The following is a 20,017-nucleotide window of genomic DNA, read 5'->3' as shown; positions in this document are numbered from 1 at the left end:
CCATGACCCTTTCTTTCTGGCGCAAAGCCTTTGCCCCCGTGCTGCTGGGCGTGCTGGCCACAGGCGGCGCATCGGCTGCGGACTACCCCGCCCCCAAGCATGGGGAATGGGTTGTCAAAGACTTCCGCTTCCACACCGGCCAGACCCTGCCCGAACTCAAGCTGGCCTACTCCACCGTGGGCGATCCCACAGGCGAGCCGGTACTGGTGCTGCATGGCACCAATGGCTCGGCAGAGAGCATGCTGACGCCCGGCTTTGCAGGCACGCTGTTTGGCCCCGGCCAGGCTCTGGATGCGCGCAAGTACTTCATCATCCTGCCGGACGCCATCGGCACCGGCCGCTCCAGCAAGCCGTCAGACGGCCTGCGCGCCGCCTTTCCGGCCTACAACTATGACGACATGGTGCAGGCCCAGTACCGCCTGCTGACCGAGCATCTGGGCGTACGCCATGTGCGCGCCATCATCGGCAACTCCATGGGCGGCATGCACACCTGGGTGTGGGCCCAGCGCTACCCCGACTTCATGGACATTGCCGTGCCCATGGCCTCGCTGCCCGCCGCCATGTCGGGCCGCAACTGGATGATGCGCCGCCTGCTGGTGGATGCCATCCGCAACGACCCCGAATGGCAGGGCGGCAACTACACCCGCCAGCCCCGCAGCCTGCAGTTCGCGTCGGTGTTCTTTGGCACGGGCACCAACGGCGGCAACCAGGGCCTGCAAAAGCTGGCCCCTACCCGCGCTGCGGCCGACGCCCTGGTGGAACAACGCCTCAAAGCCCCTTTCCTTGGCGATGCCAACGACCACATCTACCAGTGGGAGGCATCGCGCGACTACGACCCCGAGCCCGGGCTGGAACGCATCACCGCGCGCGTGCTGGCCATCAACTCGGCAGACGATGAGCGCAACCCACCCGAGCTGGGTGTGCTGGACAAAGCCATCGCCCGCATCCCGCACGCACAGGCCTACGTAATCCCAGCCAGCGCCGACACCCTCGGCCACAGCACGGTGGGCCTGGCGCGCTTTTACCAAGACCGGCTGGCGCAGGTGCTCACAACCGCACCCCGCCGCTGACCTCTTTTTCCTCAGGAACCTGTTTATGCCCCGCTTTGCCGCCAACCTGTCCATGCTCTACAACGACGTGGACTTTCTCGACCGTTTTGCTGCCGCCGCCCGCGATGGTTTCAAGGCGGTGGAGTACCTGTTTCCCTACGCCTACCTGGCGCAAGAACTGGCCGCGCGCCTGCAAGCCAACGGCCTGCAGCAGGTGCTGTTCAACGCCCCGCCCGGCAACTGGGACGCGGGCGAACGTGGGCTGGCCTGCCTGCCCGGGCGCGAGGCCGAGTTCCGCGAAGGCATTGCCAAAGCGGTTGAATACGCCCAGGCACTGCAATGCCCCCGCATCCACGTGATGGCAGGTCTGGTGCCCCAGGGGGCAGACGCCGCCACCGTGCGCTCCACCTACATCGCCAACGTGCGCTACGCCGCCGCGCAGGCTGCGCCCCACGGCATCCAGATCCTGCTGGAGCCCATCAATGGCCGCGACATGCCTGGCTTCTTCCTGAGCCGCCAGGACCAGGCCCACACGCTGATCGCCGAGATCGGCGCCGCCAACGTGAAGGTGCAGATGGACCTGTACCACTGCCAGATCGTGGAAGGCGACCTGGCCATGAAGGTGCGCCAGTACCTGCCCACAGGCAACGTCGGCCACTTCCAGATTGCCGGTGTGCCTGAGCGCCACGAACCCGATGTGGGCGAGATCAACTACACCTATCTGTTCAAGCTGTTGGACAGCCTGGACTACGACGGCTGGATTGGCTGCGAATACCGCCCCGCGCGCGGTGCCGCCGCCCACGCCACCAGCGACGGGCTGGGCTGGCTCAAGCCCTGGCTGTAAAGACCTACCTCGCACCACAGTTGCCGTTGCACGCCTGACGCTGGTGCAGCGCGCACCATGGCGCGGCACGCGGGGGCGTTCGGGCATGGTTTCTCCTTGGGTTGGCATGGCACAGATCCTGCAAATACGCAGACGCCAAGAGTAGAAGCGTTCAGCGGCCACCGCCCGGAAATTGCTCTTGAAGCATGCAATGGACTGACGCCACCACGGGCGCGCAGGACTGTGCGTCTTCAGGAGGCCGGTGCCCCCACCTCGCAGCCCCAGCGCCCTGTCGGTTGATTGCATGCACCCCGTTCGGAGGGGTGCGAAGCCTGGCTTTTCACTCCCCCGTGGTTACCCGCCAACGACCAGGAGTGCTCCACCATGCAACGCCGTTCCCTCATCCGCGCCACCGGCGCCGCCGCCCTTCTGTCTGCCACACCGTTTGTGCGCGCCCAGGGCAATCTGCAGAAGTTCAAGTTCAACCTGGGCTGGAAGATCGAGGCCTCGGGCGCAGGCTTTTTGTTGGCGCAGCAGCGGGGCTATTACAAGGATGCGGGCCTCGATGTCACCATCGACACCGGCAACGGGTCTGCCTCGGCCATCAGCCTGGTGGCGGGCGGTGCGTATGACGTAGCATCGGCCGACCTCTCGACCATGATCGAGTTCAACACCGCCAATCCGCAGTCCAGGCTGGCAGCGGTCGCCATCCAGTACGACCTGAACCCCAACTCGGTCATGGTACGCAAGGACGGCGCCATCAAGAAGCCCGCCGACCTGGCGGGCAAGACCATCCTGGGCCAGCCCTTCAACGCTTCGCGCAAGCTCTTTCCCGCCTTTGCCAAGGCACAGGGCTTTGATGGCAGCGGCGTGAAATGGGAAAACGTGGCACCCGACATCGGCGACACACGCTTCGTCAAAGGCGATTTCGACGCAGCGGCGTACTTCTTCTTCAGGGGTCTGCTCAACCTGAAGGCGCGGGGCCTGACGCCGGATCAGATCACGGTGTTCCGCTTTTCGGACTATGGCCTCAAGTCGTATGGCAATGGGCTCATTGCCAACGCCAAGAGCATGCAGGACAACCCGGACGCCATGAAGGCCTTCGTCAAAGCCACCACACGCGGCTGGGTCGATGCGATTGCCGACCCGCGCGCCGGCGCTGCCGCCATCAAGGCCCGAGAGCCCCTGGCCCATGAAGAGATCGAGTTCGAACGCCTGCAGCTCATCGTGGACGGCACCATGAAGACCGCCGAGACACGCGCCAACGGCTGGGGCGCTGCCACGCCTGCACGCCTGCAGGCCACCATCGATGAGACCGTGGCAGCCTTTGGCCTCAAGAGCAGCCTGGCGGTGGCCGACATCTGGACCGACCGCTTTCTGCCCCCGGCCGTAGACCGCAAGCTCAAGGCCTGACCGGGGGAAAGCCATGGGCATCCCCCTCCTCGACCTCAGCGGCGCCCTGCAGCCGGGCGCGCCGCGCAGCCCCGCCGTGATGGCCGTGGCCGCCCAACTGCGCCAGGCCTGCACGGGCCCGGGGTTCTTCTACGTGCGCCACCACGGTGTGCCGCAGGACACCATTGCGCGCCAGTTTGCCTTGGCGCAGCAGTTCTTCGACCTGCCGCTGGCCTCCAAGGAAGCGATTTCGCTGCACCACTCACCCGCGATGCGGGGCTACGAAAGCCTGGGCGGGCAGACCCTGGACGCGAATGCGCGCCCGGACCTCAAGGAGAGCTTCTACTGCGGGCTGGACTACGCGGCAGACCATCCGTATGTACAGCGCAGCTACCACTCATACGGCAGCAACCAGTGGCCGGAGGCGTTGCCCGAGCTGGCCACCCAGAGCCGCACCTACATCGCCGCCATGCGGCAACTGGCCCTGCGGCTGATGCAGCTGCTGGCGCTCTCGCTCGACCTGCCAGAAGACTATTTCGACCACACACACCAGAGCCCCATGCTCACGCTGCGGCTGCTGCGCTACCCACCCCATCCTGAGAGCGCCGATGCGCTCACCTTTGGCGCGGGCGAGCACACCGACTGGGGTGCCATCACCCTGCTGGCCCAGGACCACTATGGCGGGCTGGAGGTGAAACTGCCCACCGGCGAATGGGTGGCTGCCACACCCATCGAGGGGGCGCTGGTGGTGAACCTGGGCGACATGATTCCGCGCTGGACGAATGGGCTGTACCGATCCAACCCCCACCGCGTGCGCAATGTGCACAGCGGGGGCGCACCGCGCCACTCCATTCCGTTCTTCTACACGCCCGACTACGAGGCCCAGGTGGTCCCCGTCCCCACCTGTGTGCCTGCGGGTGAGTCGCCGCGCTTTGCACCCTGCACCGTGGGCGAGCACCTGCAGGCCATGTACCGCAAGACGTACGGCCTGGGTCAAGCCACCACCCCAGCCAGCGCGGCGGTGATGGCATGAGGCTCTGGTTCAACCTGCTGTGCCAGGACATCGAGGCGCAGCTTCAGTTCTATCAAGCCCTGCTGCAATTGCCCGAGGCGTCGGGGACGCGCTCGGCCATCTACCGGGCGGTGGAGACCGAGCACTTCCAGCTCGGCTTCAATGCCCCCGAGGCCTATGCCCTGCTGGGCCTGGCCGACCGGCAGCCTGGCGCAGCCTTGCCGTCACCACGCGGCGTGACAGGCTATGCCACCTTCATGCTGGACACACCGGACGCCGTGGAGGCTGCCACCGAAAAGTCCAAAGCTCTGGGCGGACAGGTCATCAAGCCACCTTACGCCACGTACTACGGCCAATGGCAGGCGGTGCTGGCGGACCCGGAGGACAACGTGTTCCGGATAAGCGCTGTGGGTGTACCGCGCCACGTCGCTTGAGCCTGCCCCTGCCCGGCCGCGCCATCGACGGCAGCCGCCCACCCAGGCATCGGCGGGGCGGACAAGCGTCCACCCCTGCCTCCCAAGTCACGCGTCAATAAGCCTTGAAGTTGGCCGCCACCCGCTGGTTCAGGTATTCGCCCGCGGCAATCGCCGGGTACTTCTTGCCGGGCCCTTCGATGATGGCGTCGCGGTTGGCCTGGGCAAAGAAGGCGATGCTGTAGCGCGGCCCCATGTAATCGCCGGGCAGAGGGTTCTTCACACGGTGGAAGTTGCTGGGCAGCTGGTCGTCGCTCCAGCGCATCAGCATGTCGCCGATGTTGCAGGTGATGGCCTGCTCGTCGGGCTCCACCGAGGTCCAGGCCTGGGTGCCCATCTCCTTGCCTGGGCACACCTGCAAGCCGCCCTGGCCCTGGCGCTGAAAGAGCAGGGTCAGGCAATCAAAGTCAGTATGTGCCCCGGCGCGCCACAGGCCCAGGTGGGCTTGCTGCTCGGGCGGGGTCGCAAAGTAGTGCAGCAGGCGCAAGGTGCTTTGGTAGCTGGCCTGCGCAGGGTCGTGCGCGCGGGCAAAGAAGGCCTCGTCAAACCCCAGCTTCCACGCAAAGCACGACAGCACCTGCATGGCCACCTGCCAGCACTGGCCTTCGAAGGCGAGCATGGTGGCCTGAAAGCCCGCCAGCTCCTCGCCGGAGGGCCACAGGCCCGCCATGTGCGGGCGGGTGATCTGGTACGACTCCTTCTGGTCCGGCGTGCCGGTGGAGGGGCGCACCTGCGCGCGGCTCTCCCAGCCCACGTTGAGCGCCTTCTTGAGCGGGTACTGCGCCTTCACGGCATCCGGCAGCGCAAAGAAACGCTCGGTCATCGCAAAGGCTTTATGCACCCCGGCCAGGTCAATGCCGTGGTTCACGATCTGGAAAAAGCCGACATCGACGGCGGCGTCCCATAGCTGATCGGCAATCTCGGTCTTGCGCTGAGCAAAGTGGCTGAGGTCGATGCGGCGGATCTCGCGGCTCGCGGTTTCCGAGCCCATCGCGCCCATGCGCGTTTCTTTTTGCAGCTCGGCGAGGTCGTAGGTGGCAGTGGTGGTCATGCAGTTCTCCTGAAGACAAGTGGAAGGAAGAAAGGCCCTCCCGCTGGGTGCTTCAAGAGCGTTTGGCACCGCCTGCTGCGGCCGGCCGTTCAACCCTTGAAGCCACGGTGTGCCAACGCACACCGCTGTGCGCACAGCGGGCTTCAAGAGCAATTTCCGACTGGCATCGCCTCGTGCAGGATGGCACAGGGACAACGCAGTGAACGCTTCTACTCTTGCCAATAGCGATGCAAGAAGAATGCCCACGCGCCTTGCATGTGTGCCAGCGCAAAGTCAGAGCGCTTGTGCACAGCGCGTCCAAAGCCATGCATACATGTCACTGATTGTGATTGGCATGCCAAATGCATAGCGCCCTGCACCACAACGGCGGGCGTGCAGACAGTCCGGCGTTGCACAACGACAGCAACCCACCCACCATCGACGGAGACACACCATGCACGCGCTCATGTCTGCACCCCCGGCCAGCTTTGACGACCCTACCCCCATCAACGACACCGACGGCACCTACCTGCGCCAGGCCATCGCGTGGTCGTGCACCGCCCGCGCGCGCGGCAACCGCCCGTTTGGTGCGGTGGTCATCAGCGCCGAAGGGCACCTGCTGGCCGAGGCCTACTGCAACACCACCGAGACCGGCGACTGCACCGGCCACGCCGAAACCAATGCCGTGCGCCAGCTCAGCCCCCGCGTGGGCCGCGATGCCCTGGCCAAGGCCACGCTGTATTCGTCGGCCGAGCCCTGCGTGATGTGTGCGGGCGCCATCTTCTGGTCGGGCATTGGGCGCGTGGTGTTCGGCATTGATGCCGAACGCCTGCGCGTGTTCCGGGGCGAACGTGCCGAACAGCGCGACGCCGAGCTGTCGTGCCGCGACGTGTTTGCCGCCTCGCCCCACGCCATCGAATGCATCGGCCCGGCGCTGGTCGAAGAAGCCAGCGCACCGCATATCGGGTTCTGGAAAGTCTGACCCACTCCTGCGCGGGCAGAATCTGCGGCGCACACTCTGCAATCCCCCCATGCCTCGCACCAAAGCCATGACCGAATCCGAAGCCGAAGCCGCCTCCGGCGCGCTGCTCAGCCGCGCCAAACAAGGCCGCGAACGCATCCTGGGCGCCATCCGCGAAGCGGCCATTGCCGAGTTCAGCCGCCATGGTTTCAAGGGGGCATCCACCAAGGCCATTGCCGAGCGCGCCGGCCTGACCAAGCCCCAGCTGCACTACTACATCAGCAGCAAGGAAGAGCTGTACGAAGAGTTGCTGTACTCGGTGCTCAACGGCTGGTCGGGCGCCTTCATTTTTGACAGCAACAGCGACGATCCCAAGAAGGTGTTGAGCAGCTATGTGCGCAAGAAGCTCGACTACGCACTGGACAACCCGGGCCTGTCGCGCATCTTCACCACCGAGGTGCTGGGCGGTGGGCGCAACCTGGGCAAGTACTGGCCGGTGGCCGTCAAGTCCACCCAGCAGAAGGTGGACCTCATCAACCGCTGGATTGCCGAAGGCCGCATGCGCAAGGTGGACGCCAAGGTTTTGCTGATGCAGATCTGGGGCATGACGCAGCACTACGCCGACTACGGCGTGCAGGTGCACATCATGCTGGGCCTGGCGCCCGACGAGCCCATCGACCGCGAGCCCATCGTGCGCGAACTCACCAGCTTTGTGCTGCTGGGCTGCGGCCTCGCACCAGACTAAGGCCCCCGCCCCATTCTGGGCATCCCTCGGGTGCCCGAGGGGCGAATCCCGGGCAATTTGCACCAGCACGCGGCGTCAAAAGCCGCTTTCAGGCCGCGTTGATCCACCACAAAGACGTTTGACCGCTTTTTGTGGCTGGCACAGCCTTTGCAATAGTTTGACCAATCGATCAAATCACATGGTCAAACAATGCAGACAGCCCCTGACACCGCCAGCAGTACCTGCGCCACCCGCACAGAACACGCATTCGAGCTGATCCTGCAGCGCAGCCAGATGCGCTTGCCCGTCGCCCCCGGCGAGAGCATGGCCGATGTGCTGCAGCTCGCTGGCGTACCGCTGGAAACCCTGTGCGAACAGGGTATGTGCGGCACCTGCGTCACCCGCTGGCTGGACGGCGAGCCCGACCACCGCGACAGCTGCCTGAGCGCTGCAGAGCAAGCCACCCACGTCGCCGTGTGCTGCGCGCGCAGCCACAGCGCCACGCTCACGCTGGACCTGTAGGCCCATCCCCCACAACCCGAAGGCCCCCCGCCATGCGCATCCTCGTGATCTATTGCCACCCGGTAGAGACCAGCTACAACGCAGCCCTGCACACCGAGGTGGTGCAGCAGCTGCGCGGCGCGGGCCATGAGGTGGACGACTGCGACCTGTACGCCGAGGGCTTCAACCCCGTGATGACACGCGAAGAGCGCCTGGGCTACCACGAGGTGCCCAGCAACCAGTTGCCCGTGCAGGGCTATGTGGACCGCCTGCTCTGGGCCGAAGCCGTGGTGTTCTGCTTTCCCACCTGGTGCTTTGGCATGCCGGCGATGCTCAAGGGATTTTTCGACCGCGTGCTCATGCCCGGCGTGGCCTTTGACATCAGCGATCCGCACAACGTCAAGCCCTCACTCACCCACATCAGGCGCATCTCGGCCGTGGTCACTTACGGGCGCCCCCGCTGGACGGCCCTGTTCATGGGCGACCCGCCGCGCAAGTCCATCACTCGCTACATGCGCCTGCTCACGGGCGGCAAGGCGCGGGTGGACTACCACGCCTACTACCACATGAACGTGGCCACACCGCCCCGGCTGGCGGCCTTCAAGGCCCGCGTGGGCCAGGCGATGGCGCGCTTTGCATAAGACAACGTTCTAAGGGCCACGGCATGCACGCATCCAACACCCCCGACCACATCCTGCGCGCCCGGCTGCCGCGCTGGCTGCTGCCCTCCGCGTGGCCGCAGCAGGGCCACCAGCCCGCACTGGCCGATCTGCACCTGGCCCAGGGCCGCATCGTGCAAGTGCTGCCCCACGGCACCCAGCCTGCGCTACACGGCGCTGTATGGGACGTGGCAGGCGCGCTGGTGCTGCCCGGCCTGGTCGATGCGCACACCCACCTGGACAAGGCCTTCACCCTGCCGCGCATGAGAGAAGTCAAACCCGGCCTGCTGGGCGCCATCGAAGCCATGATGGTGGATCGCCAAAGCTGGACCGAAGCCGACATCCACGCCCGAGCCAGCCGCGCGCTGCAATGGGCCTACGACGCAGGCACCGTGCACCTGCGCACCCACTGCGACTGGTGGGAGCCCGACGCGCAGCCACTGGCGTGGAACGTGTTGCACGCACTGGCCCACGACTGGGCCGACCGCATCACGCTGGAGCGCGTGAGCCTGATCCCCTTGCACCTGTATACGAACCGCAGCGCCGCCCTGCGGCTGGCCGCCACCGTGGCCGCCAGCGGCCCCGGCGCATTGCTGGGCGGCTTTGTGCACTCCACCAACTGGGACCCGCAGGCGCTGCGCCACCTGTTGGAAGCCGCACAACACCACGGGCTGAACGTGGACCTGCATGTGGACGAAGAACTGCACCCCGGCGCACAGGGTTTGGCGACCACGGCCGCACTGCTCAAGGAGCTGGGTTTCGAAGGCCATGTGGTCTGCGGCCACACCTGCGCCCTGGCCGCACAGGACGAGGCCACGGCCCTGGCCACGCTTGACGCGGTGGCACAAAGCCCGATCACGCTGGTCACGCTGCCCATCACCAACCTGCTGCTGCAGGACGCCACCACCGGCCGCACACCGCGCCAGCGTGGCCTGACGCTGGTGAAGGAGGCCCGTGCACGCGGCATCCCGGTGCTGGTGGCAAGCGACAACGTGCAAGACCCGTTCTGCCCCGTGGGCAGCTTCGACCCGCTGGAGGCCTTGGCCACGGGCGTGCTGGCGGCGCAGCTGGAGGCACCTTTCGACCAATGGAGCGAATCGCTGTGTCGTACCGACTGGCTGCGCACCGGCCGCACTGGCACCACGGCGCTGCCGCTGCAGCCCGGTGCGATGGCGGACCTGCTGGTTTTCACCCAGGCCGACCACTGGGGCTTTCCATCCCGCACACAAGGCGCGCAGGGTCGCGTGGTGCTGCGCCAGGGCCGCGTCGCCAGCGGCCACGCACCAGCCGCCTGGCATGTGCCCACCACCCAATCCGCAAGGAGCCTCGCATGAGCACCGCATCTGTCACCGCACCTGCGCCGGGCATCGCCCAGCCCCTGGCCCGCTACGCCGCGTGGCGCCGCGCAGGCGACTTCATCTACCTGAGCGGGATCATTGCCGTGGACCCTGCAGCCAGCCGCATTGTGCGCGGCTACGACGACATCCCGCATGAGGCCGCCACGCTGATTGGCCGCACGGGCGAGTTCAGCAGCGACATCAAGGAAGGCCCCATCCTCGCGCAGAGCTGGTATGTGCTCGACCGCATCCGCCAGACCATCGAGGCCACCGGCGGCCAGATGTCCGACGTGTTCAAGCTGGTGCAGTACTTCAAGAACCTGGACCACTTCCCACAGTACAGCCGCGTGCGCAAGCTGTTCTTCCCCGGCGAGCCCCCCGCATCCACCGTAGTGGAAGTGAGCGGCATGTTGCCCACGCCCGACATCCTGATCGAGGTCGAAGCCACGGCCTATCTGCCACAGCGCTGATCCACCCCCGACACCTTCACGAAAGTCCTTCATGCTGCACGGCTACAACCCGCCCCACCGCTACCTGCCCTACCTGAGCTGGACCGAGATCGCCGACCTGCCAGACAAGGAAAACACCGTCATCGTGCTGCCCACGGGCGCCACCGAGCAGCACGGCCCGCACCTACCCTGTGCGGTGGACACGGTGATCAGCGCGGGGGTGGTGGGCCATGCGCTGGCGCGCCTGCCGGCCGATGTGCCTGCGTTCGCGATGGCGCCGATCACCTACGGCAAGTCCGAAGAGCACCTGCACTTCCCCGGCACCGTCACGCTGAGCGGCGAGACCCTGCTGGCCACCATGAACGAGGTGGGCGAGTCGGTCTACCGCGCGGGTTTTCGCAAGCTGCTGTTTGTCAACGGCCACGGCGGCCAGCCGCAGGTGATGGAAATGTGCGCACGCGAGCTGCGCCTGCGCCATGGCGACTTCATTGTGGTGCCCAGCTTCACCTGGCGTGTGCCACATGTGGCGGGCAAGTACCTGTCCGACACCGAAAAGAAACTGGCCATGCACGCAGGCCACGCCGAGACGGCGCTGATGCTGGCGTTGGCCCCCGACACCGTGCACATGGAGCGTGCGGTGGTCAACTACCCGCCCGTTTTTGACTCGCCCCTGCTCTCACCCGACGGCCGCCCGGCCTGCGCCTGGAGTGCACGCGACTTCGGCCCCAGCGGAATCATTGGCGACCCGCTGCCCGCCACGGCCGAACAGGGGCACGCCATCCTCGACTCGCTGGCCGTGAGCTGGGCCGCCGCCATTACCGAGCTGCATCGGCTGCAGTGGGCACCGCGCACTGAGCCCACCTGGGGCCGCGCCCATCACACCGGCCACGTGGAGCACTCCAGCGCACTGGCCTGAAACCTGCAAACGCCACCGCAAAACCTTTCTGCCTTCCCCTTCGTTGTCCCTTCGTTCCACCTCCACCACCCTACCGGAGTACCACCATGATGAAGACCGCCTCCCACCTTTCCAAACTTGGTGCAGCCGCGCTGCTCGCTGTTGGTGCCGTGGGCACCATGCAGGCCCACGCGCAGGAAAAGTTCACCTACATGACCAACTGGTATGCGCAGGCCGAGCATGGCGGCTTCTACCAGGCGGTGGCTACGGGCCTGTACAAAAAGTACGGGCTGGATGTGACCATCAAGATGGGCGGCCCGCAGGTCAACATCGTGCAGATGATGGCCGCCGGCCAGGCCGAATGCGTGATGGGGTCGAGCGACCTGCAGATGATCCAGATGCGTGAAGGCGGCGTGCCCGTGGTCAATGTGGCGGCCGTGTTCCAGAAGGACCCGCAGGTACTCATCGCGCACGAGGACGTGAAGAAGTTCGAAGACCTCAAGGGCAAGACCATCCTGATCGCCTCGTCGGCCCAGCGCGGCTACTGGCCCTGGCTCAAGGCCAAGTACGGCTTCACCGACTCACAGACGCGCCCCTACACCTTCAACATCCAGCCCTTCGTGGCCGACAAAAACGCCGCCCAGCAGGGCTACCTGACATCCGAGCCGTTTGCGATTGCCAAGGCGGGCGTCAAGGCCAACACGCTGATGTTCAGCGACCAAGGCTACCCAGCGTATGCCACCACCATCTCGTGCATGGAAAAGACGGTGAAGGACCGCAGCGCCGCTGTGGCCTCGTTCGTGAAGGCATCGATGGAAGGCTGGAAGAGTTACCTGGCCGACCCAACCCCGGCCAACGCGCTCATCAAGAAGGACAACCCCAACATGACCGACGAGCAGCTCGCCTACAGCGTGGCCAAGCTCAAGGAAATGGGCATGGCCACGGGCGGCGATGCCACCACCATGGGCATCGGCATCATGACCGACGCACGCGCCAAGGCCAGCTACGACTTCCTGGTGGACGCCAAGCTCATCGACCCTGCCAAGGTGAAGCTGGCCGAGACCTACACCACGTCGTTCGTCAAAGACCTCAAGGTTCTTCCTTGATCCCCCCTGAGTCGCTTCGCGCCTTCCCACAAGGGGGACAACGCCCTCGCTGCGGGGCGGCCCTTGCTCGGCGTTCGCTGGCTCGGGCCGCGCCAGTTTCCAGCGGCTGGCGCCAAGCCAAGCGCTACGACAGATAAGCCCCATCGCCCTGACACAGCGGCCAGCCTCCCCGGCCACATCCATCGAAAGGCACCACCATGTCCATTCCCGCTGCCTCGCCACCTCTGGCACCCGCGCCGCGCCCCACACCCGCCGTGGAGGTGCTCTCGGCCGAAAAAACCTACCCCAATGGCACCCAGGCCCTGCTGCCGGTAGACCTGACCATTGAGGAAGGCGAATTCGTCACCCTGCTCGGCCCCTCGGGCTGCGGCAAGAGCACGCTGCTGAAAATGGTGGCGGGCCTGCTGGAGCCCACCGACGGCCGCCTGCACCTGTGGCGCAAGCCCGTGGCGCAGCTGGACGAGAGCGGCAAGAAGATGGCGTTTGTCTTCCAGTCGCCCACGCTCATGCCCTGGGCCAGTGTGCAGACCAACGTGCGCCTGCCGCTGGACCTGGCGGGCGTGCCGCGTGCAGAGGCTGACGCCCGCGTGACCGAGGCGCTGGCACTGGTGGGGTTGTCGAAATTTGCCCATGCGCTGCCCCGCGCGCTGTCGGGCGGCATGCAGATGCGCGTGTCCATCGCGCGGGGCCTGGTCACCCAGCCCGACCTTCTGCTGATGGACGAGCCCTTTGGCGCGCTGGATGAAATCACGCGCCACAAGCTCGACGCCGATCTGCTGGATCTGTGGCGCAAGAAGAAGCTGACCGTGATCTTTGTGACCCACTCGATCCACGAGGCGGTGTTCCTCTCCAGCCGCGTGGTCATGATGGCCGCACGCCCTGGCCGCGTGGTCGAAGAGTTCCGCATCGACGCGCCCTACCCGCGCACGGCGGACTTCATGGTGTCGCCCGAATTCAGCCGCTACGCCAAGCTGCTGCAGGACAGCCTGCTGCGCGCCAGCGTGGACACCGAGGAGACCGTGGCATGAGCACCCCCTTCCCTTCCGCACCGATGGCGTCGCCCGTGGTCACCGCGCACCCCACAGCCGCCCCGCGCTCAGCGCCTGCACCAGTCGCTGCCAAACCTGCCACCAAGACAACGCCCAAACGCCCGCCACTGATGGCCCAGCCCCGCGTGCAGCGCGTGGTGTACCCCGTGCTCGTCGGTCTGGTGCTGATCGCGCTGTGGCAGGGCCTGGTCACAGCCATGGAGCTGCCGCCCTACCTGGTGCCCTCGCCCATCCTGATGATGAAGACGCTGTTTACCGACTGGGCCGCACTGGGCGGCTCGTTGTGGGTCACCGTCAAGATCACGGTGCTGGCCTTTGTGGTGGCCACGGTGGCGGGCGTGCTGATCTCGTTCCTGTTTGTGCAGAGCAAACGCATCGAGACGGCGCTGTTCCCCTACGCCGTGCTGCTGCAGGTCACGCCCATCGTGGCCGTGGCACCGCTCATCATCATCTGGGTGAAGGACCCGACGGCATCGATGGTGATCTGCGCCGCACTGGTGGCCCTGTTCCCCATCATCAGCAACACCACGCTGGGCTTGCGCAGTGTGGAGCCTGACCTGCAAAGCTACTTCCAGCTCAACCGCGCCACGCGGCTCCAGACCCTGCTGCGCCTGCGCATTCCCAGCGCGCTGCCCTACTTCTTTGGCGGGCTGCGCATCTCCAGCGGCCTCGCACTCATCGGCGCCGTGGTGGCCGAGTTTGTCGCGGGCACCGGGGGCCAGGGTGCGGGGCTGGCTTATCAGATCCTGCAAGCGGGCTTTCAGCTCAACATCCCGCGCATGTTTGCTGCGCTGCTGCTGATCTCGCTGACGGGTGTGGCGCTGTTCGTGCTGATGGCATGGCTGACGCGCGTAGCACTCGGCGGCTGGCACGCCTCCGAAAACTCGCAGGACTGAACCCACCACTTCCGACACCACACCGCGCACCACCTTCAGGTGGCGCGGTGCAGGCCCCCTTTTGCCCAAAACGGCCCAGGAGATAACGACATGACCACCACCGCCCAACAACTTCCCGACCTGCTGCCCGACCTCGACTGGATCGCCGACCCGCTGCGCGTGGGCCGCCTGTCGCAGGACTTTGCCTGGTTCAGCCCCGTGCTCAAGCGCGACCTGGCGGGCAAACGCGGCGACATCGCCGTGCGCCCGCGCACCGAAGACGAAATCCGCCAGGTGGTAGCGGCATGCGCCAGTGCGGGCATTCCCCTCACCGTGCGCGGCAGCGGCACCGGCAACTACGGCCAGAGCACGCCACTGCACGGCGGCGTGATCCTGGACCTCTCGGGCTACAACGCCTTTGGGTGGGTGCGCGGCGGCGTGGGCCGCGCGCAGTCAGGCATCCGGCTGGCAGACTTTGACGCGCAGGCCAAGCCCCACGGGCAAGAGCTGCGCTGGCTGCCCAGCACCTACCGCAGCGCCACGCTGGGCGGGCTGTTTGGCGGCGGCTTTGGCGGTGCGGGCTCCATCAACCACGGCCCGCTGGCCGCGCCTGGCAACGTGCTGGCCGTGCGTGCGATGACGGTGGAGCCCGATCCGCAGATCATCGAACTGCACGGCCCCGAGGCCATGCTGCTGCACCACACCTACGGTACCAACGGCATCGTGCTGGAGCTGGAAGTGGCCCTGACCCCTGCCGTGGAGTGGACCGAATGCATCGCCACCTTCGAACAGTTTGACGCCGCGCTGGAGTTTGCCGACCGCTTTGGCAGCGCACCCGGGCTGGAGAAAAAGGAAGTGTGTTTTGTGGCCGCCCCCATCCCGCAGTACTTCACTAGCCTGGCCGAGCACCTGCCCGCTGACCAGCATGCGGTGCTGCTGCTGGTGGCCCCGCACTCCGAGGCGGGCATGCGCGACATGGTGGCGCAGCACGGCGGCCAGGTCACCTACCGCAAGACGGCCGATGAAGTGGCCAGCAGCCACAAGACGCTGCTCGAATACACCTGGAACCACACCACATTGCACGCCCTCAAGGTGGACAAGGGCCTGACCTATATCCAGAGCGGCTTCAACCCCATGCACCGCCTCAAGCAGGTGAAGGCGCTGGAGGCCGCGCTAAAGGGCGAGGTGATGATGCACCTGGAGTTCTTGCGCACCAAGGAAGGCGCCTTCAACTGCAGCGGCCTGCAGATCATCCGCTACACCACCGAAGAGCGCCTGAACCAGATCATGCAGATCTACCGCGACCACGGCGTGCAGATCAACAACCCACATGTGTACATCGTGGAAGACGGCAAGCAGAACAACCTGGACCCGGCCGTGGTGGGCATGAAGCGCCGCTTTGACCCCCAGGGCCTGCTCAACCCGGGCAAGCTGCGCAGCTGGTACACGGCCGAACCCACAGCCCCCGTGCAGACACCTGTACGCCAAACAGCGTAGAGAAAACGGGTGGCGCGTGTCGCACCCACGGTGCCTCTACCGCTTACCTGCAGGGCATAATCAGCTACTCATTTAGTAGCAAACCATCGAAACATGCCCTGGCACGCCCGCCTTCAGCTCGACTACACGGCAGAACATAGCGCCCGCACGGTAGCCCGCTACGAGCACAACGGGCCGCTGCGCATTCTGCAAAGCCTGTACCCCGAGGGCGACGCCATCTGCCACAACGTGCTGGTGCACCCGCCCGGCGGCCTGGTGGGCGGCGACACGCTGGACATCACCGCCACCGTGGGCCCCGGCGCCCACGGCCTGGTCACCACGCCCGGCGCCACACGCTTCTACCGCTCCACCGGCCCGCTGGCGCTGCAGCGCAGCCACCTCACCCTGGCCGAAGGCGCACGCCTGGAATGGCTGCCGCTCGAAGCCCTGTGCTACAGCGCCTGCCACGCCGAAAACCACCTCACGCTGAACCTGGCCCCCGGCGCGGAATGCATCGCCTGGGACGTGACCGCGCTGGGCCTGCCCCACGCGGGCCAGCCGTTTGAACAAGGCCGCTTCACCCAGCACCTGGAAGTGCCCGGCCTGTGGCTGGAGCGCGGCGTGATCGACGCCGCCGATGACCGGCTGCTGAGCAGCCCCCTGGGTTTATCGGGCCACCGCTGCATGGCCAGCATGTTCTTTGCCGCAGGCACGCCCCTCGACCGCACGCGCCGCGACGCAGCCCTGGACGCGGCCCGCGCGGTGATGGATCAACACCCCCAGGTCAAAGCCACCGCAGGCGCCACCAGCCCCAACGACCGCATGGTGGTGGTGCGCGTGCTGGCGCCGCAGGTGGAGCCTGCGATGAAGCTGCTCAAGGCGGTGCGGGTAGCTTGGCGGGAGGTGCTGTGGGGACTGGAAGGGGAGACGCCTAGGATTTGGGCGATGTAGGTGAGTGGCCTATCGCCGAGTGCACAGTTTCTCAGCCCCCTGCAAGCGATCTATTCATCAACCTTAGACACAGCCCGTCATGAGCAGAACTTGCGGATCCACGTTACATCGTGCAGCGCTCCTCACTAGCGAGGTTGCTGCGTGCTACTACTGTCTGGAGACATATTCCCCCAGCACTATTTCTGAGTGGTGTGATGGCGACAATCAGGATCAAACTGCCATCTGTCCTCGGTGTGGCGTAGATGCCGTAGTTGGTTTCAACGGACCACCAGACCATGCTTGGCTGATGGCAACCCGTGCACGCGCCTTTGGTTTAGATTGAGCCTCATATTTGGGCCCATTGAAGACATTGGTCCACACGACGTAAAGCCGTCGCTTAGTGAGTTTCCAGTTTAATAGTCTTGGTGCGCAAACGTGCCGCGTTGGCTGCAGATGGGATATCCGCTGAGCTACCAACCACATCAAATTTAGGCGTCAAACATGAAGCGCTACGAGCTAGTTCCGGAGTTAAGAGAATGGGATGCCCACAACGGAGGCGAAGAGTCCCCGGAAGGCTGGGTCAGTTGCATGGGAACCTTCTCGCTCGCAGCAGCGTATGCAAGTCTCTTTTGGCCGCAGTTCGTCGAGGTGCGGGGAATGGTGTTCCGGGAGGGCGTTACTGCTTCAGATGTGGACAGTTGGTTGACCAATACGAATCATGAGGCAAAGATCGTCGAGGCCACAATCAATCATCTTCATATCCTAGACATTCAGCATCCAGGTATCTGGTCAGAGGCGACCGAAACTCAACTGCAATTTTTAGGAAGAACGCTTCGGGCGTCATGGGCAGCCAAGCTCGAACTCGATTTCCCAGGTCGAAAGTTCGCTGTTGAGTTCATCGAAGGCTCATCAGAGAATCTGCGTGAATACCAAGTTCTCTTCTATGAAAACCATGAAAGCCGAAGCGTGTAGAGCTCTTCATGCCGCTCATGCACCCAATTGGTGGCCGTATCTGGCCACCTCAGCGACAGATCCTGGCCGGCAACGAACGGTGGCCCAGTTCGAAGCCAACCGTCCGGCGTCAGTTTTAGTTTGATCTACATCCGGCAAGCTGAGCTAGTTCAAGCTGACGCCACCGTTGGCACCTTCAACAACCCATCCGCCTTGAACATGGCGCGAATCCCCCGCACCGCCTGCCGAATCCGCGCCTCGTTCTCGATCAGCGCAAAGCGCACGTACTCATCCCCCTGGTCGCCAAACCCGATGCCCGGCGACACGCACACCTTGGCTTTGTCCAACAGCTGCCGCGCAAATTCCAGCGAACCCAGCGCGCGATACGGCTCAGGGATACGGGCCCAGATGTACATGCTGGCCTTGGGGCAGTCCACCGCCCAGCCCGCTTCGGTGAGGCCCTTGTAGAGCACGTCGCGGCGGCGCTGGTACTGGGCGGCGATGTCTTTCACGCACTGCTGATCGCCCTCCAGCGCGGCAATCGCAGCCACCTGCAGGGGCGTGAAGGTGCCGTAGTCGTGGTAGCTCTTGATGCGGGCGAGCGCCGCCACCAGGTCGGGGTTGCCCACCATGAAGCCCACGCGCCAGCCGGCCATGTTGTAGCTTTTGCTCAGGGTGAAGAACTCCACCGCCACGTCCTTGGCGCCGGGCACTTCCATGATGCTGGGGGCGCGGTAGCCGTCGTACACGATGTCGGCGTAGGCCAGGTCGTGCACCACCAGGATGTCGTGCTTCTTGGCCAAGGCGATCACACGCTCGAAGAAGCTCAGCTCCACACACTGCGCCGTGGGGTTGCTGGGAAAGCCAAAGATCATCATCTTGGGCTTGGGGTAGCTACCGCGGATGGCTTTTTCCAGCTCGGCAAAGAAGTCCACATCGGGCGCCACGGGCACGCTGCGGATATCGGCACCGGCAATCACCGCGCCGTAGATGTGGATGGGGTAGCTCGGGTCGGGCACCAGCACGGTGTCGCCCCGGTCCAGCGTGGCCAGCATGAGGTGGGCCAGGCCTTCCTTGGAGCCGATGGTGACGATGGCCTCGGTGTCGGGGTTGATGTCCACCGCGTAGCGGTCTTTGTACCAGTGGCTGATGGCGCGGCGCAGGCGCGGAATGCCTTTGCTGGCGCTGTAGCCGTGGGTGTCGGGCCGCTGGGCCACTTCGGTGAGCTTGGCGACGATGTGCGGTGGTGTGGCCCCGTCGGGGTTGCCCATGCTCATGTCGATGATGTCTTCGCCCCGGCGGCGGGCGGCGAGCTTGAGCTCGGCCGTAATGTTGAAGACGTAGGGAGGGAGGCGATCGATGCGCGCAAAACGGCGCTTGCCCTGCGATGCAGACATGCGGTGTGACTTTCACGTAAGCGCCCGGAACCGTCCGAGCGACGTGGCTGGCAGAAAGGCCAGCCCGCAGCCAATGTAGCGCAAGCTGCGGGCAGCACTCCAGCCCTTTGTGCGCAGTGTGGCGGCAATGCCGCAGTGGGGACGAGGGCTGGCCGCCGCCTCTACGATGGGCGCATGAACACCCTCCCATCCACCAACCCCGCTGCCCTGCCTGCCGACCATCCCTTTGCCCAGGTGCAGGTGCTGGCCTTCGACATCTTTGGCACCGTGGTGGACTGGCACGGCAGCATTGCGCGCGAGGTGCGGGCATTCTATCCCCAGGTGGATGCCGATGCGTTTGCACTGGCGTGGCGCGCGGGCTACCAGCCCGCCATGGCGCGGGTGATGCGCGGCGAACAGGGCTGGACGCTGATCGATGCCCTGCACCGGCAAATCCTGGACGAGATCCTTCCGCGCTTTGGGCTGGCACACCTGGGCGATGCCGAGCGCCACCACCTCAACCGCGCGTGGCACCGGCTCGATGCCTGGCCCGACAGCGTGCAAGGCCTGACGCGGCTCAAGCAGCGCTACACCATCACCACGCTATCGAACGGCAACATCGGCCTGCTGACCAACATGGCCAAGCGCGCCGGGTTGCCCTGGGACTGTGTGTTGAGCGCCGAGGTGTTCAAGGCCTACAAGCCGCATCCCGACACCTACCTGGGCGTGGCCCGGGTGTTTGACCTGCCACCACACCAGGTGGCGCTGGTGGCGGCGCACCACGACGACCTGGCCGCTGCGCAGGGCTGTGGCCTGCGCACGGCGTACATCGAACGGCCACACGAGTTTGGCGTGGCACAGCCCAAGGATGTGTCGCCGCAGCCGGGCAATGACTTGCATGCCAAGGACCTGAACGATCTGGCGCAGATGCTGGGTTGCTGAATGTGTG

The 20,017-nt window shown here is 65.5% G+C and carries 21 protein-coding genes; 19 read left to right on the top strand and 2 right to left on the bottom strand.

Translation table 11 applies throughout. The features are described 5' to 3' along the window. Positions 1–2 precede the first annotated feature (2 nt). The 5 genes from IB236_RS01205 to IB236_RS01185 all read left to right on the top strand — a co-directional run bounded on the left by IB236_RS01205 (position 3) and on the right by IB236_RS01185 (position 4,710). Positions 3–1,070, top strand: coding sequence for an alpha/beta fold hydrolase (locus IB236_RS01205; RefSeq protein ID WP_192418382.1), 1,068 nt, complete (start codon positions 3–5; stop codon positions 1,068–1,070). A 25-nt stretch (positions 1,071–1,095) separates the two neighbouring features. Beyond that, on the top strand, positions 1,096–1,893 hold the full coding sequence (gene otnI / locus IB236_RS01200; RefSeq protein ID WP_192418380.1) for a 2-oxo-tetronate isomerase: 798 nt from the start codon (positions 1,096–1,098) through the stop codon (positions 1,891–1,893). 363 nt (positions 1,894–2,256) lie between these two features. Continuing rightward, on the top strand, positions 2,257–3,285 hold the full coding sequence (locus IB236_RS01195; protein WP_192418378.1) for an ABC transporter substrate-binding protein: 1,029 nt from the start codon (positions 2,257–2,259) through the stop codon (positions 3,283–3,285). 13 nt (positions 3,286–3,298) lie between these two features. Beyond that, complete coding sequence (locus IB236_RS01190; protein ID WP_192418376.1) at positions 3,299–4,297, top strand: isopenicillin N synthase family oxygenase; 999 nt, start codon at positions 3,299–3,301, stop codon at positions 4,295–4,297. Continuing rightward, positions 4,294–4,710, top strand: a complete 417-nt coding sequence (locus IB236_RS01185; protein ID WP_192418374.1) for a VOC family protein — start codon at positions 4,294–4,296, stop codon at positions 4,708–4,710. Before IB236_RS01190 ends, IB236_RS01185 begins: the two co-directional genes overlap by 4 nt. A gap of 94 nt (positions 4,711–4,804) precedes the next feature. Here IB236_RS01185 and IB236_RS01180 read toward each other — a convergent pair whose 3' ends face one another. Continuing rightward, positions 4,805–5,800: an isopenicillin N synthase family oxygenase gene (locus IB236_RS01180; RefSeq protein WP_192418372.1), complete on the bottom strand. Its 996-nt coding sequence runs from the start codon at positions 5,798–5,800 to the stop codon at positions 4,805–4,807. A gap of 445 nt (positions 5,801–6,245) precedes the next feature. Here IB236_RS01180 and IB236_RS01175 point away from each other — a divergent pair, with 445 nt between their 5' ends. From IB236_RS01175 to IB236_RS01115, 13 genes are all read left to right on the top strand, one after another. Further along, positions 6,246–6,761: a nucleoside deaminase gene (locus IB236_RS01175; protein WP_369804331.1), complete on the top strand. Its 516-nt coding sequence runs from the start codon at positions 6,246–6,248 to the stop codon at positions 6,759–6,761. A gap of 67 nt (positions 6,762–6,828) precedes the next feature. Continuing rightward, positions 6,829–7,485 (top strand): TetR/AcrR family transcriptional regulator, encoded by a 657-nt coding sequence (locus tag IB236_RS01170; RefSeq protein ID WP_056747723.1) that lies wholly within the window; start codon positions 6,829–6,831, stop codon positions 7,483–7,485. Positions 7,486–7,674: 189 nt separating this feature from the next. Then, complete coding sequence (locus IB236_RS01165) at positions 7,675–7,986, top strand: 2Fe-2S iron-sulfur cluster binding domain-containing protein (protein ID WP_056060694.1); 312 nt, start codon at positions 7,675–7,677, stop codon at positions 7,984–7,986. Between the two features lie 32 nt (positions 7,987–8,018). Further along, on the top strand, positions 8,019–8,606 hold the full coding sequence (locus IB236_RS01160; RefSeq protein WP_056060691.1) for an NAD(P)H-dependent oxidoreductase: 588 nt from the start codon (positions 8,019–8,021) through the stop codon (positions 8,604–8,606). Positions 8,607–8,629: 23 nt separating this feature from the next. Then, positions 8,630–9,958, top strand: a complete 1,329-nt coding sequence (locus tag IB236_RS01155) for an amidohydrolase family protein (protein ID WP_192418370.1) — start codon at positions 8,630–8,632, stop codon at positions 9,956–9,958. Beyond that, positions 9,955–10,431, top strand: coding sequence for a RidA family protein (locus IB236_RS01150; protein WP_192418368.1), 477 nt, complete (start codon positions 9,955–9,957; stop codon positions 10,429–10,431). Before IB236_RS01155 ends, IB236_RS01150 begins: the two co-directional genes overlap by 4 nt. A gap of 31 nt (positions 10,432–10,462) precedes the next feature. Next, positions 10,463–11,326 (top strand): creatininase family protein, encoded by an 864-nt coding sequence (locus IB236_RS01145; RefSeq protein ID WP_121505600.1) that lies wholly within the window; start codon positions 10,463–10,465, stop codon positions 11,324–11,326. An 86-nt stretch (positions 11,327–11,412) separates the two neighbouring features. After that, a complete protein-coding gene (locus tag IB236_RS01140; protein ID WP_370539867.1) occupies positions 11,413–12,411 on the top strand; it encodes an ABC transporter substrate-binding protein in 999 nt (332 codons plus the stop codon). 197 nt (positions 12,412–12,608) lie between these two features. Continuing rightward, a complete protein-coding gene (locus IB236_RS01135; protein WP_192418367.1) occupies positions 12,609–13,439 on the top strand; it encodes an ABC transporter ATP-binding protein in 831 nt (276 codons plus the stop codon). A 131-nt stretch (positions 13,440–13,570) separates the two neighbouring features. Continuing rightward, positions 13,571–14,356, top strand: a complete 786-nt coding sequence (locus IB236_RS01130) for an ABC transporter permease (protein WP_109791018.1) — start codon at positions 13,571–13,573, stop codon at positions 14,354–14,356. Positions 14,357–14,446: 90 nt separating this feature from the next. Beyond that, a complete protein-coding gene (locus IB236_RS01125) occupies positions 14,447–15,832 on the top strand; it encodes an FAD-binding oxidoreductase (protein ID WP_192418365.1) in 1,386 nt (461 codons plus the stop codon). Positions 15,833–15,925: 93 nt separating this feature from the next. Then, positions 15,926–16,762 carry an urease accessory protein UreD gene (locus IB236_RS01120; RefSeq protein ID WP_192418363.1) on the top strand — a complete coding sequence of 279 codons (837 nt, stop codon included), beginning with the start codon at positions 15,926–15,928 and terminating at the stop codon, positions 16,760–16,762. A 480-nt stretch (positions 16,763–17,242) separates the two neighbouring features. Then, entirely contained in the window at positions 17,243–17,713 is a 471-nt protein-coding gene (locus IB236_RS01115) for a hypothetical protein (protein WP_192418362.1), read from the top strand. Positions 17,714–17,862: 149 nt separating this feature from the next. Here IB236_RS01115 and alaC read toward each other — a convergent pair whose 3' ends face one another. Further along, positions 17,863–19,089, bottom strand: coding sequence for an alanine transaminase (gene alaC / locus IB236_RS01110; RefSeq protein WP_192418361.1), 1,227 nt, complete (start codon positions 19,087–19,089; stop codon positions 17,863–17,865). A gap of 174 nt (positions 19,090–19,263) precedes the next feature. On the opposite strand from alaC, the gene IB236_RS01105 reads away from it, so the two are divergent. Beyond that, positions 19,264–20,010: a haloacid dehalogenase type II gene (locus IB236_RS01105; protein ID WP_192418360.1), complete on the top strand. Its 747-nt coding sequence runs from the start codon at positions 19,264–19,266 to the stop codon at positions 20,008–20,010. The last annotated feature ends 7 nt before the right edge of the window (positions 20,011–20,017 follow it).

The sequence above is a fragment of the Acidovorax sp. ACV02 genome, from assembly GCF_014851475.1.
Classification (GTDB): Bacteria; Pseudomonadota; Gammaproteobacteria; order Burkholderiales; family Burkholderiaceae_C; genus Acidovorax; species Acidovorax delafieldii.
The sequence above is the reverse complement of the archived record's forward strand: the minus strand, read 5'-3'. Positions and strand labels throughout refer to the sequence as shown.